The 15,229-nt window shown below is 59.9% G+C and carries 16 protein-coding genes; 8 read left to right on the top strand and 8 right to left on the bottom strand.

Annotated elements, in window-relative coordinates:
* Positions 1-135: 135 nt before the first annotated feature.
* Together K9B32_RS02105 and K9B32_RS02100 are read left to right on the top strand one after the other, a co-directional pair.
* Positions 136-1,080 (top strand): carbohydrate kinase family protein, encoded by a 945-nt coding sequence (locus K9B32_RS02105; RefSeq protein WP_224560242.1) that lies wholly within the window; start codon positions 136-138, stop codon positions 1,078-1,080.
* 28 nt (positions 1,081-1,108) lie between these two features.
* Positions 1,109-2,035: a pseudouridine-5'-phosphate glycosidase gene (locus K9B32_RS02100; protein ID WP_224560241.1), complete on the top strand. Its 927-nt coding sequence runs from the start codon at positions 1,109-1,111 to the stop codon at positions 2,033-2,035.
* A gap of 29 nt (positions 2,036-2,064) precedes the next feature.
* On the opposite strand, the gene K9B32_RS02095 is transcribed toward K9B32_RS02100, so the two are convergent.
* On the bottom strand, positions 2,065-2,481 hold the full coding sequence (locus tag K9B32_RS02095; RefSeq protein ID WP_224560240.1) for a hypothetical protein: 417 nt from the start codon (positions 2,479-2,481) through the stop codon (positions 2,065-2,067).
* Positions 2,482-2,560: 79 nt separating this feature from the next.
* Positions 2,561-5,161, bottom strand: a complete 2,601-nt coding sequence (gene cckA, locus K9B32_RS02090) for a cell cycle histidine kinase CckA (RefSeq protein WP_224560239.1) — start codon at positions 5,159-5,161, stop codon at positions 2,561-2,563.
* Between the two features lie 287 nt (positions 5,162-5,448).
* Between cckA and K9B32_RS02085 the strand changes: the two genes are divergently transcribed.
* A complete protein-coding gene (locus K9B32_RS02085) occupies positions 5,449-6,462 on the top strand; it encodes a flagellar biosynthetic protein FliO (RefSeq protein WP_224560238.1) in 1,014 nt (337 codons plus the stop codon).
* Between the two features lie 72 nt (positions 6,463-6,534).
* Here K9B32_RS02085 and dksA read toward each other — a convergent pair whose 3' ends face one another.
* Positions 6,535-6,954 (bottom strand): RNA polymerase-binding protein DksA, encoded by a 420-nt coding sequence (gene dksA / locus K9B32_RS02080; protein ID WP_024312771.1) that lies wholly within the window; start codon positions 6,952-6,954, stop codon positions 6,535-6,537.
* A 272-nt stretch (positions 6,955-7,226) separates the two neighbouring features.
* On the opposite strand from dksA, the gene K9B32_RS02075 reads away from it, so the two are divergent.
* The 4 genes from K9B32_RS02075 (at position 7,227) to K9B32_RS02060 (ending at position 11,116) form a co-directional block, all read left to right on the top strand.
* Positions 7,227-7,724, top strand: a complete 498-nt coding sequence (locus K9B32_RS02075) for a SixA phosphatase family protein (protein ID WP_224560237.1) — start codon at positions 7,227-7,229, stop codon at positions 7,722-7,724.
* Between the two features lie 78 nt (positions 7,725-7,802).
* A complete protein-coding gene (locus K9B32_RS02070) occupies positions 7,803-9,278 on the top strand; it encodes a YcjX family protein (RefSeq protein WP_224560236.1) in 1,476 nt (491 codons plus the stop codon).
* On the top strand, positions 9,275-10,354 hold the full coding sequence (locus K9B32_RS02065) for a YcjF family protein (RefSeq protein WP_224560235.1): 1,080 nt from the start codon (positions 9,275-9,277) through the stop codon (positions 10,352-10,354). Before K9B32_RS02070 ends, K9B32_RS02065 begins: the two co-directional genes overlap by 4 nt.
* A gap of 210 nt (positions 10,355-10,564) precedes the next feature.
* Positions 10,565-11,116, top strand: coding sequence for a hypothetical protein (locus K9B32_RS02060; protein ID WP_224560234.1), 552 nt, complete (start codon positions 10,565-10,567; stop codon positions 11,114-11,116).
* 51 nt (positions 11,117-11,167) lie between these two features.
* Here K9B32_RS02060 and folK read toward each other — a convergent pair whose 3' ends face one another.
* Genes folK through folP form a run of 3 tightly spaced genes read right to left on the bottom strand, consistent with a single transcriptional unit; the run spans position 11,168 to position 12,916 of the window.
* Positions 11,168-11,686, bottom strand: coding sequence for a 2-amino-4-hydroxy-6-hydroxymethyldihydropteridine diphosphokinase (gene folK / locus K9B32_RS02055; protein ID WP_224560233.1), 519 nt, complete (start codon positions 11,684-11,686; stop codon positions 11,168-11,170).
* The gene (gene folB / locus K9B32_RS02050; protein WP_016554164.1) at positions 11,679-12,047 is read right to left on the bottom strand and encodes a dihydroneopterin aldolase; all 369 of its coding nucleotides are present in this window, start codon (positions 12,045-12,047) and stop codon (positions 11,679-11,681) included. Before folB ends, folK begins: the two co-directional genes overlap by 8 nt.
* Positions 12,044-12,916 (bottom strand): dihydropteroate synthase, encoded by an 873-nt coding sequence (gene folP, locus K9B32_RS02045; protein ID WP_224560232.1) that lies wholly within the window; start codon positions 12,914-12,916, stop codon positions 12,044-12,046. Before folP ends, folB begins: the two co-directional genes overlap by 4 nt.
* 91 nt (positions 12,917-13,007) lie before the next feature.
* Between folP and K9B32_RS02040 the strand changes: the two genes are divergently transcribed.
* Complete coding sequence (locus tag K9B32_RS02040) at positions 13,008-13,634, top strand: DUF922 domain-containing Zn-dependent protease (RefSeq protein WP_224560357.1); 627 nt, start codon at positions 13,008-13,010, stop codon at positions 13,632-13,634.
* A 292-nt stretch (positions 13,635-13,926) separates the two neighbouring features.
* Here the strand turns inward: K9B32_RS02040 and K9B32_RS02035 are convergent, their stop codons facing one another.
* Both K9B32_RS02035 and K9B32_RS02030 read right to left on the bottom strand, forming a co-directional pair.
* Positions 13,927-14,247, bottom strand: coding sequence for a 2Fe-2S iron-sulfur cluster-binding protein (locus K9B32_RS02035; RefSeq protein ID WP_007792212.1), 321 nt, complete (start codon positions 14,245-14,247; stop codon positions 13,927-13,929).
* A 196-nt stretch (positions 14,248-14,443) separates the two neighbouring features.
* On the bottom strand, positions 14,444-14,812 hold the full coding sequence (locus K9B32_RS02030) for an Hpt domain-containing protein (RefSeq protein ID WP_224560231.1): 369 nt from the start codon (positions 14,810-14,812) through the stop codon (positions 14,444-14,446).
* Positions 14,813-15,229 lie beyond the last annotated feature (417 nt).

The raw sequence follows: 15,229 nt of genomic DNA, 5'->3' as shown, positions 1-15,229 counted from the left end.
GAAAAAGGTAAAATAGCCTGTGTTCTACTTTTGTTTTAGTAATGGAAAGCAACGGCTTAAAGATAGGGCGCTCGCCGCCAACCTGCTAGCGACGGCGGGACGATTCGTGTCTTTTGGCGGATGCAGGGCGATTAAATGAAGCAGAAGATTCTTGTCCTCGGCGGAGCCCATATCGACAGGCGCGGACGCATTTCCGGCGACACGGTGGCCGGTGCCAGCAATCCGGGGTCATGGTTCGAGGAGCCAGGCGGCGGCGGCTTCAATGCAGCGCGCAACCTGGCCCGGTTGGGCTTCGACGTGACGATGATTTCGCCCCGTGGCGGCGATCCGATCGGCGAGACGGTCAGCGAGGCGGCCGATTTCGCAGGCGTTCATGACCGCCCCTTCGTTTTCCTGGATCGGAAGACGCCCAGTTACACTGCAATCATCGAGAACGATGGAAACCTGGTGATCGCGCTTGCCGACATGGATCTCTACCGCATGTTCATGCCGCGCCGGCTCTCGATCCGTGCCGTCCGCGATGCCTTTGCTGCGACTGATTTCATCCTCTTTGACGCCAACCTGCCGGCAGAGACGCTGGCATCGATCGTCGAGCGCGCTAAGGCTCTCGGCAAGCCGGTGGGCGCGATCGCAATCTCGCCGGCGAAGGCGATCAAGCTGAAACCGTGCATCGACGGGATAGACTATCTTTTCCTCAATGAGGCTGAGGCCACCGCATTGACTGGCGAACGGCCCAATGACCCGTCGCATTGGCCGTCACTGCTGGGTGACATCGGCCTGCGTGGCGGCGTCGTCACGCGCGGTCAACGCGAGATGATCGCCTTTGCTGATCACCGCGTCGTTGCCCTGCAGCCGGTAAACCTCGAAGGCGTCGCAGATGTCACGGGCGCCGGCGACTCGCTCGCGGCCGGCGTTATTTCCGGGCTTATGCGCGGAATTCCCCTGGCCGATGCCGTCCGGGAAGGCGCCGCTGCCGCAGCTCTTACGGTACAGTCCCCGCACGCCGTCAATGAAAACCTCTCCCCGGACTTGGTGAGGGAGACACTTTCCCTTGTTCCACCGGCGAGAATTTTGCATTGAAGGCAATACCGACGAAATGGAAGAGACAATGACGAAACCGACCTCCCCCCTCCTGCCGATCGCCTATTCCAAGGAAGTCGCAAGCGCCAAGCAGCGCGGCGCGCCGATTGTGGCGCTCGAATCGACCATCATCACGCATGGCATGCCCTACCCCGGCAATATCGAGATGGCCCGCAGCGTCGAGGCGATCATTCGTGAGCAGGGTGCGGTCCCGGCAACGATCGCGGTCATTCACGGGACGCTGCATATCGGCCTCGAAGCCGAGCAACTGGAGCAGCTGGCGCAGGCCAAGGATGTCCTGAAGGTCTCGCGCGCCGATCTCGCCTTCGCGATCGCCGAGCGTCGTCATGGTGCGACGACCGTGGCAGCTACGATGATCGCCGCCGAGCGTGCCGGCATCAAGGTCTTCGCCACCGGTGGCATCGGCGGAGTCCATCGAGGCGCCGAAGAAAGCTTCGATATCTCCGCTGACCTCGAGGAACTCGGCCGCACCGGTGTCATCGTCGTTTGCGCCGGCGCCAAGGCAATCCTGGATATTCCGAAGACTCTCGAGGTGCTGGAAACCGCGGGCGTGCCTGTTGTCACCTACGAGAGCGAGGAATTCCCCGCCTTCTGGTCGCGGGCGTCGGGATTGCGCAGTCCGCTGACGCTCAACAGCCCTGCCGCAATCGCCAATTTCCAGACGGTGCGCGAGCAGCTCGGCATCGAGGGTGGCATGCTGATCGCGAACCCCGTTCCGGAGGCCGACGAAATCCCCCGGGAGGAAATGGAGATCTACATCGAGCGTGCGCTCGACAGCGCCGAACGCGACGAAATAAGCGGTAAGGAGGTGACCCCTTACCTGCTCAGCACGATCTTTGACCTGACCGACGGCCAGAGCCTGAAGACCAATATTGCCTTGGTCGAAAATAATGCGAGATTGGCGGCAGAAATTGCCGTCGCGCTGGCGGGATGATCGTTTGAGGGGGGCGTTCCAGCGCCTCCCTAACGGCCGACTCCGCAATCGTCATTTGAGCATTTCGCCCTTCGCATGACGGGCAAGAGCCAGCCACTGAAAGAAGTAGAAGCTCCACAAAGGGCGGAATAAGCGAACAATAGAACAACCATTTTTTTCGCGGACAGCAGGTCGGTATTCGCGCTGTAAAAGACTGACAAGCGGACAAGGAAAACTGCCAGCCACAAGCAGATCCAAACCAAGTACAATCGTGAAAACCACGACCAAAATTGCTCGCTGAGGAGCTGGCGTTCGAAAGCGTAATGCAAAACGCCTATTGTGGCGAAAAGACCGATGCATGCATCGCCGACCATCCTGAATTGCGATCGCGGCACGCCATCAAAGCCGGTCAGGATCGCCCAGACATACGACACGGCCACTAGGATGGCAAAGAGCTTCCAGCGCATTTTCTCCTCCAGGTTGCGATTTCGTACCAAACAATCGCTGAGGATGCGTTCAAAAAATGGCTAAAACTCTAGGTATCGACTAGCTGTCGAGCGTCTCCTTCACGACGACGGCAAGCTGCTTCAGGGAGAACGGCTTCGGCAGGAAGCCGAACTTCGAATCCGGCGGCAGGTTGCGTGCAAATGCATCCTCGGCATAGCCCGAAACGAAGATGAACTTCAGGTCAGGATAATTCTTGCGCAATTCGCGCAGCAGCGATGGACCATCCATCTCCGGCATCACCACATCCGAAACGACGATGTCGACCTTACCTTCGAGCTCGTCCATGATATCGAGCGCTTCGACGCCAGATCCGGCCTCGTAAACCGTGTAGCCGCGGGTCTCGAGCATGCGCTTGCCGCCGCGACGCACTGCTTCCTCATCCTCGACCAGCAGAATGACGGCAGATCCGGTCAGATCCTCGGGTTGCTCCGCCGGGGCTGGCGCCTGTTCGGCGCGCGCGCCGATAGCAGGCGTGACGGCATCACCTTCCGCGGCAACGGCTGGCTCGACAATGTGGCGCGGCAGGAAGACGCGGAAGGTCGTACCCTTGCCGACTTCCGACTCCGGCTGAATATAGCCACCCGACTGCTTGACGATGCCGTAAACCATCGCGAGACCAAGGCCCGTTCCCTTGCCGACCTCCTTCGTCGTGAAGAAGGGCTCGAAGATCTTGTCCATGATCTCAGGCGCAATGCCGGTCCCGTTGTCCGAGACCTCGACGAGGACCATGTCCTCGTGCGGCATATAGGAGTAATTGAATGCTGCGACCTCTTCCGCCGTCACGTTCTTCGTGCGAAGCGTCAGCTTGCCGCCCTGCGGCATGGCATCGCGCGCGTTGACGCAGAGGTTGATGAGCACCTGCTCGAACTGCGACAGGTCAGTCTTAACAGGCCAGAGATCGCGGCCATACTCGACGTCAAGCTTCACATTCGTTCCGGATAGCAGCCGGTCGACCAGCATCCTGAGGTCGCCCACCACATCGGTCAGGTTAAGCACCGTCGGCCGCATCGTCTGCTTGCGCGAGAACGCCAGCAGTTGCCGAACGAGCACGGCGGCACGATTGGCATTGCGTTTGATTTCCATCAGGTCGGCAAAGCCGGGGTCCGCGGGCCTTGCCTGCAGCAGCAAATGATCGGACGATAGCAAAATGGCCGTCAAAACATTGTTGAAGTCGTGCGCAATGCCGCCGGCCAGCGTGCCAACCGCGTTCATTTTCTGCGTCTGCGCCATCTGCGCTTCGAGCGCCTTCTGCTCCGTCACCTCCACGGCATAGACGATCGCTGCCTCTTCCGGCGCCTCGTCGCTCTGGTCGATCACCGCATTGACGTAGAAGCGGAAATGGCGGGCTTCGTCCGTTGGCGTGCGCGAGTCGATCGGCGGGATATCGCCCTGCCGGTCCTTTGCCGCCGCAAGCGCCTGCTGCAGCTTCGACTTGTCGCTGTCCTGAACAATGACTTCGAGCAAAGCGCCGTTCTCCACGTCATCGCGAGAGACGATGCCGGAAAACAGCTTCAGGAACGGCGCATTGGTCCGCAGGATGCGGCCTTCGCCGTCCACCGAGGCAATCGCCATCGGCGTGTTGTTGAAGAAACGGGTGAACCGCATCGCGGCCACCGAGGCTGACTGATCGCTCTCGCCGCTCTTCTGACGCGTAAGCACAATCGAGCGGCTTTCTCCGGGCGCACCATCGCGCATCGACGTCACGCTGTGGACGATCTGCGCCGGCAGGCTCTGACCGTTCATCTTTTTCAGGTCGAGATCAAGCGTCACGGTCTTCTTCAAGCCCGGATCGGCCTGCACCGATTGAATGAGCGCAAGTCCCTCACCCGCAACGAAGTCGCCGATCGTTACCGAACCGGGGACGAATTTGGTGAGATCAATGCCGAGCCATTCCGCCAACGTTGCGTTGAGATAGAAAATCTCACCTTTGCGCCCGGCGGAAAAGAACCCGGCCGGCGCGTGGTCGAGATAGTCGATCGCATTCTGCAATTCCTTGAAGAACCGCTCCTGATCATCGCGCTCCGAGGTGATGTCGCTGATCTGCCAGATGTGGAGCGGCTTGCGTCCAATCTCCTCGCTGTGGAGAGCCCGCGCTTTCAGGCGATACCAATGCGCCCCGGCGCCGTTCGTCGAGGGGCCAAGCGATCGCAACAGGCGGAATTCCTCGCTGCCCTCCCGACCCTCACGCAGGCCGTTGGAGAGACGATAGAGCGCCTCGTTCGACTCTCGATGACGCGACAGGAGCGCTTCAAGTGTCTGAACCTCCGTCGACTTGCGAGCACTGGTCAGTTCGCCGTAGGCCGCATTCGCATAAACGATGCGACCCTTCTCATCAGTGATGAGCGACCCATCGGGGTGGCTGTTTAAGAATGCGCGCGCCAGGCTGTCGGACTGCCGCTGCGGCATGACTTCGATAAAACCGATCACCGACGACACGAGGAAGAAGATCCCGACCATGGCAAGCACGCCGAGAACGCCGAGCACCATTTCGTTGTCGAGGGAACTTTTGAATACAACGAACGCAGCGGCTGCGCCGATCAGCACAAGCGCAAGCAGAATGATCCGCAAAGCCGTGCCCGTGCGGCCCCCGCGGTCCAAGAGCGGTTCGCTATAATCGTCGGCCTGACGCGGTCTCGTCATCTATTCCCTCGCATGGCCTGCCGGGCTTCACTCATAACAGGGAGACAAAGCAGGAATCAGGCGCCTTTTCCTTCTTACCAATTTGCAGTCTCTGCAAAAACACCGGTCTCTGTGAAGACTGATTGAATTCACAACGAAGAGCGCCAATTTCGCCATTAAAATGCGTTGTTAAGAAAGCATGTTCGAATTCCACTTCGGGTTGGCATGACTGGACAAGGCCATCGGGACTTGTCTACGAAGTGGTGAAGTCGCCATGTGGTTCAAAACCGCGAAGGGAGTAAGCCAAGATGTTCGATGATCTCATGGGAGCCTATGGGAGCCGCTTCCTTCTCGCCGCCGGTGGCGTCGGCATAGCTCTATTGCTGCTGATTGTCGTGCTCTGGATCATGCGCAGCCGCGCGCCTTCGCCCTTTGTGCGCGGCGGCCGCAATCGCCAGCCGCGGCTGCAGGTTCTTGATGCGGCGGCTGTCGATGCACGCAGACGCCTCGTCCTCGTTCGCAGAGACGACGTCGAACACCTTATCATGATCGGCGGACCGACCGATATCGTCATCGAGAGCCGGATTGGCGAAGCTGCCGACAAGCTTGCATCGCCCGAGACGGCGAATCAATCAGCTTCGGCTCCGGCCCCAGTTCCTGTCCCCGTGATACCGCCGCAGCTCGAAGCGACGCCCGAGGCGCCAGCGCCTGTTCGCATCGCACCGGCTGAGCCCCAGCATGCGCTGCCGGCCCACATCCACCCGCCGGTCGAACCCTACGTGCCCGAACGCGCGCCGATCGAAGCCCGCCCCGAGCCGGTTATCGTCGCCACGCCGCCCTCGACTCCGCCTGTTTTCAACGAACGTGAACGTGCGCCGCGCCCGGCGCCGTCCTTCGAGCCCCGACCGGAACCGCGTCACACGCGTGCGCCGATCGAGGCCTCGGTTGCCGCAGACATCCTCGATTCCGCCCGCCAGCGCGTGTTGCCGCAACAGCGAATCGAACCGCAGGACACCCCGCCCTCCGTCCGGAGCACGCCCGCGCCCGTACAACCCTCGTCGGCATTCGTGGAAGTTGGCACGCTGACACCTGCTGCGCAGCCGAGCGACTTCCAGCGCATTCTCGAGGAAGAAATGACGAGTACACTTGCCGCCGAGCGCATCGTGCCGGCGCCACAGGCGCCTGCCGCAAGACCCGCTCCGCCGCCCGGGAACCTGCCGCGCCGGGACCCTGAGATGGCGCCGCTTACCGGAGCCGATGCCGCCCTTCAAAACGAGGTTGCACGCATCTTCGGCGAGATGAGCGTTAATCGCGATAAATAGTGGACCAACTGAACAAAGCGAAAGGGCACCGCAGCTTCCGCGGTGCCCTTTTTGTTGTCAGCATGTCGGGACTCATTCGTCCCGGTAGACCTTTTCTCGGCGCTCGTGCCGTTCTTGGGCCTCGATCGAGAGCGTTGCGATCGGTCGAGCATCAAGCCGCTTGAGGCCGATTGGCTCGCCGGTCTCCTCGCAATAGCCGTAGGTGCCGTCTTCGATACGTTGCAGTGCTGCGTCGATCTTGGAAATCAGCTTTCTTTGGCGGTCGCGGGCACGCAGTTCGATAGCCCGGTCGGTTTCGGACGATGCCCTGTCGGCAAGATCCGGGTGGTTTGCGCTTTCCTCCGCCAGGTGGTCGAGGGTTTCGCGCGCCTCTCTGAGAATATCATTCCTCCAGGCGACCAGCTTGGCTCTGAAGTAAGCCCGCTGATTGCCGTTCATGAACTCTTCCTCTTCCGAGGGTACATAGTTGCTAAGATCGATCTTCTCACTCAACGCGATTCTCCTGAAGAACATCTCATCTGGCGGGTGTATATCGCGAGCACTACCGATGATTCAAGCCAAATACGCTAGGTAAACAGTTTTTTAAATCTGTCATATTTTTGAGCTAACAGACTATTTTCTCACCATTATTCCGCCGGGCGCATATTCCCCTCCTGGTAACCCCGCACTTTCCTACCTCGGATTTGGCGGCAACACCTGCCGCCACGGTTGACGCGCGGGCCGCTCACCCGCTACTGAAAAAGTCCCTTCGACGTGGATTTCCTATGGCCGCAATCACGCCTCCGCCCTCCCGGATTTATCTGCTGCGACACGCCGAAGCCGCCTGGGCCGCGCCCGGCCAACGTGATTTCGACCGCCCCCTGAGCCAGAAAGGCTATGCGGACGCCGAGATCGTCTCCGACAAGGCGGCCGACAAGGGTTATAGGCCGGATCTGCTTCTGAGTTCGACAGCGGTGCGTTGCCGGGACACGGCCGATGCGGTGCACCGGGCGATGGGCTCGACGCTCGACCTCCGATTCGTCGACGAACTTTACAACGCCTCACCGGACATCTATCTCGAGATCATCGATGCGCAAGAAGCGGTCGGCTCGGTGATGCTCGTCGGCCACAACCCGACCATGGAGCAAACGCTGGAAGCGCTGATCGGCCACGAGGCGCTTTGTCAGGCACTGCCGACCGGCTTTCCGACAGCCGGTCTTGCGGTTTTGGACTATGACGGCAGGTTGGCAGGCTGGCGCCTCGTTGATTTCGTGATCGACTAAGGTCTTTTCGCGGAACGTCTTTTCGCGTCGACTTGCGGTTCCTATATGGCTTGTCACGATTAGAACCGGAATTCCGCCTTGGCACCCAGCCTGACCTCCTTCTCCGACGACGCACGCATTGCCCTGGACAATCTTGCGGACCGGGCATCGGGCCTTATCAATCCCACCGTGCGCCTTGGCGTCACCGGCCTCTCGCGTTCCGGCAAGACCGTCTTCATTTCCTCTCTGGTGCACAATCTTCTGCACGGCGGCCGCCTGCCGCTCTTCGAGCCTGTGCAGTCCGGTCGTGTCTCGGCGGTGCGGCTTGAGCCGCAACCGGATGATGCCGTGCCGCGCTTCCAATACGAAGATCATATCCGCTCTCTCGTGAAAGATCGCGTATGGCCCGATTCCACCCGGGCGATATCCGAATTGCGCATCACGCTCGAATATCAAAGTGCCAGCGGCTGGAACCGTCTCTTCTCGCCGGGTCGGCTGTCGATCGATATCGTCGATTATCCCGGCGAATGGCTGCTTGACCTGCCTTTGCTCGGAAAGAACTACCGCACGTTCTGCGAGGAGACGATCGCCTTGGCGGGGACGGGCATTCGTGCAGAACTCTCGCGTAATTGGCTAGCCCTCACCGGCGCCACGGACGTTAACGCTCCGGCAGACGAAATGCGCGCCCGCGACCTCGCGACTTCTTTTGCCGATTACCTCAAGGCCTGCAAAGCCGACGAACGCTCGCTCTCCACACTTCCGCCTGGCCGCTTTCTGCTGCCCGGCGATCTTGATGGCTCGCCCGCCCTTACCTTTGCGCCGCTCACGCCTCCGCCGGAGGCCAAACCACAAAAAGGATCGCTTTGGGCGATGATGGAGCGGCGCTACGAGGCCTATAAATCGGTCGTGGTGAAGCCTTTCTTTCGCGAGCATTTCGCCCGCCTCGACAGACAGATTGTGCTCGTCGATGCGCTGCAGGCCATCAACCGTGGCCCAGAGGCAGTACAGGACCTCGAGCGAGCCCTGACGGACGTTTTGGCGTGCTTTCGTCCGGGCACGAATTCCTGGCTGTCGTCATTGCTTGGTCGCCGTATCGATCGCGTTCTCGTCGCGGCAACGAAGGCCGACCACCTGCACCATGAAAGCCATGACCGGCTCGACGCCCTTACCCGCCGCCTGGTCGATCGTGCCGTGCATCGCATTGGTATTGCAGGCGCAGGCATTGACGTCATGGCACTTGCCTCGGTCCGCGCCACGCGCGAAGCGACCGTGAAACACGACGGCCATGAGCTCCCGGTTATTGTCGGTATACCGATGAAGGGCGAGGCCATCGGCGGAGAATACTTTGACGGCCTCAAGAAGACGGCGATATTTCCCGGCGACCTGCCGGAAGATCCGGAGAGCCTGTTCGAGCGCATAGAATCTGGAGACCGTAACGTCGCCCTGCCCGATGTCAGTGTCGTACGCTTTCGCCCGCCACATCTTGAAGAGACGGGCGGTGGCATAAAGCTTTCGGTCCCGCATATTCGCCTCGACCGTGCCATGCAGTTTCTGTTCGGAGATCGCCTCGCATGATCAAGCCACCATCCGAACATCCAGTACACCGCGCGCCAGCCGCCTTTTCCTATGAGGAGGACGCACCGGCGCGGCCGACGAGCGAAACCAACCGTGGTCAACGAAGACCGGGTAGCTTCACGGACGATATCGTGTTGACCGCTGACGAGGACGATCCTTTCCTCTATCCCGACAAGGATGTCCCTCCAATTCCGGTCGCGGTCCCGCGCAAGCGCGGCACCTCGTTTGCGAAAATCGCGGCGGCCGCGTTCGGCATTCTCTTTTCGCTTGCCTTCGGCCTTTGGACCGACAGCCTTATCCATAATCTCTTCAGCCGCGCGGATTGGCTGGGCTATGCCGCCCTTGCAGCCCTTGCAATCGGCATTCTGGCGGTGATCGCCATCGTTATCCGTGAGACAGCCGGGATAATGCGCCTGACTGCCGTGCAGGCGATTAAGACGGAAGCTGAGGCCGCCATGGTGGAGACCAAGCCGGCGAAGGCGCGCGCGCTGGTCAAGCGGCTGGAAACCCTGCTCTCCGGCAAGCCCGAGACGGCCAAGGGCCGCGCGACGCTGAAAGCGACAGAGGGCGATATCATCGACGCGCCGCATCTCATCGCGCTCGCGGAACGGGAGCTTCTGGCACCGCTCGATCGGCAGGCGCGGGCCCTCATCGTCAATGCATCGAAACGGGTATCCATCGTCACCGCCGTCAGCCCGCGCGCCATCGTCGACCTGCTTTACGTACTTTATGAAGCTGCCCGACTCGTTCGCGCGATGGCGGAACTCTACGGCGGTCGGCCGGGTACGCTCGGCATGGTCAGGCTCATGCGAGACGTTCTGGCGCATCTTGCCGTGACCGGCTCGATCGCGGTTGGCGATAGCCTCGTGCAACAAGTGCTTGGCCATGGACTGGCGTCGAAGCTGTCGGCGCGCCTCGGCGAAGGCGTCATCAACGGCCTGATGACCGCCCGCATAGGAATCGCTGCCATGGATCTCTGCCGCCCCCTTTCCTTCCATGCCCTCAAACGTCCGGGAATCGGCGACTTCATTGGGGATCTCGCGCCGTCCATGACATTACGTGATAAGAATTCCTGAGAATTGACAGTTTTGTCGCGCTTACCATGCGCCAAACGACATGTGGAAATACTTCCCATGAATTCAACGCGCTAGCGCCATGGTCTCGCCCTCCGCCAGCTGAGAAACACCCTGCCATTCAGCGCTTTTTGGCTAGCAGGAAACCAACCATTAACCATTATTCGGCAAAACTTGGCAGCAGTTAAGCGATGGTGTCGCTAGGGAAAATCCATGTACTCGCGCAAGTTTCTTCTTCTTTTCGGGCTCGCTGCGGTGGCGCTGTCACCGGTCGCCGACATGGCTCCGTCCGCAACAGCGGCAACACGGGACAAAGCCTTCTTCGAGTCTGTCGCCGGCACCTGGCGAGGCCCCGGCGAGATCGTTGCCGGCAAGTATAAAGGCACGAAATTCACCTGCAATCTCGTAGGCGAACCGGTGGGCGGGGGCGGTGCGGGCATCAAGCTCGACGGAAGCTGCAGGGTCGGCGTCTTCAAACAACCGATGACCGCGCTCATCACCCAGTCGGGCAACTCCTACAAGGGCAAGTTCCTTGATGGCGCCGATGGTAAAGGACTCGACGTCGTATCGGGTGCCGTGACGCAGGATACCGTGGTCGTCGGGCTCAACCGCTCCAAGCTGAACGGGGCCATGATCGCTCGTGTACGAGACGACAAGACCATGAACGTTACCGTTTCGGTCAAGGTCGAAAGTCAGATGATCCCTGTTATTGGCCTTACGCTCACGCGCCAAGTCGACGAAATCACCGTCGGCTCTGTCGAATAGGTTCTCAAGACTGATTTCCGGAAGCGGCGGATTTCCCGCCGCTTTTGCTTTTCAAGCCGTACGCCACCAGTCAGTGCTTAGCTCGGCCACGTCGATCCCCTGCACATCAGCCTTGGCAAGCCAGTCGCGAATGGTTGCGCCGTCGACCAGCAGATCCGGCGCGAAGTCGGCCAGCGGCATCAGCACGAAACCGCGATCCGTCATCCGCGGGTGAGGAAGCTCCAGCCGCGGCGCGGACTGCACCGCATCGGCATAGGTCAGAATATCGATGTCCAGCGTGCGCGGCCCCCACCGCTCGCTGCGCTCTCGTTTCATCCCCCGTTCGATGTCCAGACAGACATCGAGAAGCGCCTCCGGGTCAAGCGTCGTCTCGACGGCGGCGCAAGCGTTGAAAAAATAGGACTGATCGGTCTTGCCCCAAGGCGGCGTACGGTAGAGCCGCGACACGGCTACCACCCGGCAATCGGATCGCTGGTCGAGCGCTCTCAGTGCGACGGCCATCGCATGGACAGGCTCGCCGAGATTGCCGCCAAGGCCAAGCGTTGCGGTCTTGAAAAGGGACTCACGCAAAGTGTTCGACGCTCACCTGGACGAAATCCAGAACGCCCGGCACCGGCGCGTTCGGCTTGCGGACCGTGATTTTTGCACGCCTGATCTGCGGAAACGTCGAACAAAGTCCTTTTGCGATATCAAGCGCAAGGGCCTCGATCAGGTAGCGACGCTTGCCCGTGACGATCTCCTCGATCACGGTGAAGGCAATGCCGTAGTTGACCGTGTCATTGATGGAATCGCTCTCCAGGGCATCGCCGGCGACGACGTCGAGTTCGGCATCGACAAAGAAACGCTGGCCGAGGAACTCCTCTTCATCATGAACGCCGTGGCGGGCAAAGAAGGCGCAGTTCTGAAGCGTGATTGTGTAAGTGGTGCTCATGGCGAGTGTCCTTGCTCCAAGCTATAGCGCGCCGCGAGCATAGCATCAGCGATGGCCAGAGCGTCCCTGTTGATTGCGACATCGTGTACACGAAAAATGACCGCTCCGGCGAGACGCAGCAGCACGGTCGTCGCTGCCGTTCCCCCGTCCCGATCGGCGGCTTCTCTGCCCGTGACGGCGCCGACAAAACGCTTGCGTGATGTCCCGGCAAGCAGCGGTAGTCCAAGGCGGTGAAGTTCGCCGAAACGCGCCATCAGCTCGATGTTCTCGTCAGTATCTTTCGCAAAGCCGAAGCCCGGATCCAACACGATGCGATCCTTCGCAACACCTGCGGCCGCTGCGATTTCGAGCGAGCGCTCAAGGAAGAAAAACTGGTCGGCGATCACATCGGGAAGCTTCTCCCTTTCTCGGCCGGTATGCATCAGGCACAGGCCTGCACCGGTATCGGCAGCGATCTTTCCGATCTCCGGTTCCTTCTGCAGCCCGAACACGTCGTTTATAACATGCGCTCCCGCGCTGACAGCAAGCCGGGCCGTCTCGGCCCGATAGGTGTCGATCGAGATCAATGCATCCGCCTTGCCGCGTAGCGCCTCGATGACCGGCAACACCCGTGCCTGCTCTTCCAGGGGAGTGACGACATCGGCGCCGGGACGTGTCGATTCGCCACCGATATCGATGATCTCGGCTCCCTCCTCAGCCGCCTGGAGCGCATGCGCAACGGCGGCATCAACCGTCTCGTATCGCCCGCCGTCCGAGAAGGAGTCCGGCGTCACGTTGACGATTGCCATGATCACCGAACGTGCACCCAGCTCGATCTCACGACCATGCCCGACGCGCCAGAAACTGCTCCGAAGCTGTGCCAACGGCATTCATCCTATCGATCGAAAAAGCGTCAACGATATTGCGCTAGGGGTGCCTATGCCCCAAGCTCCAGCAAACTTCAACATGAGTATCTGTAGAATGCTTTCCGTACCGCGTTATATGCCCCTCCTGCTCGGCTTTTCCATGGCCGTCTTGGTGTGCGCGCCGGCCTCTGCCGCCGTCATCGCGACCAAGAGCTACTCCTACTTCACGATCGGGGGCAAAACCGCAGATCAGCTGGATCAACAGCTGAGTTCCAACGGACCGACGGCTAGCGGGTCGTCGGCCCGCCATCCCGGCGCGACCAAAATCCGCTTCGGCGGCGATGCCACCTATGTCCAGACAGAGGGCAAGTGCAAGGTTGGCAATGCCAAGGTGACGGTCCATACGCAGATCATCCTACCGCGCTGGACCAGCCGCAAAGGTGCCAGCAAACAGCTCTCTATGATCTGGGATGCACTCTCGAGCGACATCAAGCGCCACGAAGAACGTCATGCCGAGATCGCGCGAAACCAGGCGCGCGTCATGGAAAAGCAGATTCTCGCCCTGCCTCCACAACCCAATTGCGAACGCATGCAGGAGCTCGTTACCGAGGTATCGACGCGTGGCATCGAGGAACACGATCGGCTGCAGGCCCGATTCGACCGAGTCGAAGCCGCCAATTTCCAGAATCGCATGATGAGGTTGCTCGACCACCAGCTAAAGAAATCCAGCGGCGCAAGGTAGCTGATTCTTAGGTCAAAAACGATCACAGAAGTTTATCCGCGTAACAAAACTTGTGTGAAACTGCAGTCGCCCCAGTGTTTTAGTGGTTATTTCTCGGTCTAGCTAAATCAACTACAACGCGGTAATATTCAAACATTCGAAAGTTCAGGTCCGTAAGCCCGAACTTTCGCTCCTGGGTTCTCCTGGCGCGTTGCGAAGCCGCGGATGATCCTCCCTCGTCCGTAGGTAATGCGCCTACCTCGCCTCGCTCGTCTAACGGCCAGCGAGGCTTTTTTTTGGGAAGTGCAGTGGATCAGGCCTGCCGCTCGGGCACGTGAACGATGAGCCCATCCAGGGCTGCCTTCATTCTGATCTGACAGGAGAGCCGCGACGTCGGACGCACGTCAAACGCGAAATCGAGCATATCTTCTTCCATGGCCTCAGGCGGACCGACGCGCTCCGTCCACTCGTCGTCGACGTAGACATGACAGGTCGCGCAGGCACAGGCGCCGCCGCATTCGGCCTCGATGCCCGGCACCGAATTGCGCACGGCATTTTCCATAACGGTCGATCCCTGATCGACATCAAGATCGAAGCGCGTGCCGTCGAAGGCGACAATGGTCAGTTTGGGCATAATGATTTCCGGTAGTCGTCAGTGGGAGGGTCTGGATTTTTCTTCCAACAAATCGTCGAGGCAGTCAACATCGACCGCCCGATACCTTTCATTCCAGATTGGGAAGCAACGCGCTTGTCAAAATGCGCCATGCCGACAGTCACAAAAAGACCCGCTGCCCCGAAATGGATCAGCGGGTCTCGTATGACCCTACGGCTCAGCGGCAAAGCTTGAGGATAAAGTTCTCGGCTTCGATCACCGCGATACCGACCGCTGCCATCCTGGCCGCATCGCCACAATTGCCCTCGAGCGCCTCCGCAGCTGCATGAACGCGAAACGCGCCCACGGCGCCGGCGGCACCCTTGAGGCGGTGCGCTGCGGCCTCGACGATTTCCGCGTTACCGGACGATATCTCCTGCAGGCAAGCTCGTGCCTGCCGTGCAAACATCTGCAGAACTTCGATTTCCAGGCTCTTGTCGCCCATTGTCTGGTTTGCCAGATGCACCAGATCTACCGGACGCTCCTGCGAAGGGCGTGGACCCTTGCAATTGTCGGGTGCCGCAAACGCAATACTGACTGCTGCCATGTGCCAATTCTCCCGTCGTCTATCCCGCCGTTTCATCATCGTGCGGGTGCTGGGTGGGCATCGCGTTAAATTCCGGCACATTCAGGGCGGATTTCTCGGGTTATGGTTAACGTCCGTTAAACACCCCTAACTCTTTGGTTTTTAAAGCCACACATTTATTAAATGATGTTAACAAGATATTAATGCTAGGGGATTTGACCGGTTGCGTTAATTGTCTAGCAGTCCCGGATGTGTCACTACGATACTACTGGGCGAGCTCTCTGGCACCTGCCTTTGCTCGCCAAGTGGATAATGGTAATGTTTTGATACCGTCTGTATGAAAAAGCAGCTATCCACTCTGAAATGATATGCTTATCCGTCCTCGGCAATGTGGGCGGGCGAGCTCAGAGGCTAAGGTTTTGTTCGGGCTCGGCGGGA

The organism is Rhizobium sp. 3T7 (genome assembly GCF_020166565.1).
GTDB lineage: Bacteria > Pseudomonadota > Alphaproteobacteria > Rhizobiales > Rhizobiaceae > Rhizobium.
Note: the sequence above shows the minus strand (reverse complement) of the source record. Positions and strands in the feature narration are given on the sequence as shown.

Excerpts from the sequence above, each read along its gene's own strand:
- K9B32_RS02060 (WP_224560234.1), top strand. The coding sequence starts at position 10,565 with ATGTACTCGCGCAAGTTTCTTCTTCTTTTCGGGCTCGCTGCGGTGGCG.
- K9B32_RS02030 (WP_224560231.1), bottom strand. The coding sequence starts at position 14,812 with ATGGCAGCAGTCAGTATTGCGTTTGCGGCACCCGACAATTGCAAGGGT.
- K9B32_RS02095 (WP_224560240.1), bottom strand. The coding sequence starts at position 2,481 with ATGCGCTGGAAGCTCTTTGCCATCCTAGTGGCCGTGTCGTATGTCTGG.
- K9B32_RS02085 (WP_224560238.1), top strand. The coding sequence starts at position 5,449 with ATGTTCGATGATCTCATGGGAGCCTATGGGAGCCGCTTCCTTCTCGCC.
- cckA (WP_224560239.1), bottom strand. The coding sequence starts at position 5,161 with ATGACGAGACCGCGTCAGGCCGACGATTATAGCGAACCGCTCTTGGAC.
- K9B32_RS02105 (WP_224560242.1), top strand. The coding sequence starts at position 136 with ATGAAGCAGAAGATTCTTGTCCTCGGCGGAGCCCATATCGACAGGCGC.
- folB (WP_016554164.1), bottom strand. The coding sequence starts at position 12,047 with ATGAGCACCACTTACACAATCACGCTTCAGAACTGCGCCTTCTTTGCC.
- K9B32_RS02035 (WP_007792212.1), bottom strand. The coding sequence starts at position 14,247 with ATGCCCAAACTGACCATTGTCGCCTTCGACGGCACGCGCTTCGATCTT.
- K9B32_RS02040 (WP_224560357.1), top strand. The coding sequence starts at position 13,008 with ATGCTTTCCGTACCGCGTTATATGCCCCTCCTGCTCGGCTTTTCCATG.
- folP (WP_224560232.1), bottom strand. The coding sequence starts at position 12,916 with ATGCCGTTGGCACAGCTTCGGAGCAGTTTCTGGCGCGTCGGGCATGGT.
- K9B32_RS02065 (WP_224560235.1), top strand. The coding sequence starts at position 9,275 with ATGATCAAGCCACCATCCGAACATCCAGTACACCGCGCGCCAGCCGCC.
- K9B32_RS02100 (WP_224560241.1), top strand. The coding sequence starts at position 1,109 with ATGACGAAACCGACCTCCCCCCTCCTGCCGATCGCCTATTCCAAGGAA.
- K9B32_RS02075 (WP_224560237.1), top strand. The coding sequence starts at position 7,227 with ATGGCCGCAATCACGCCTCCGCCCTCCCGGATTTATCTGCTGCGACAC.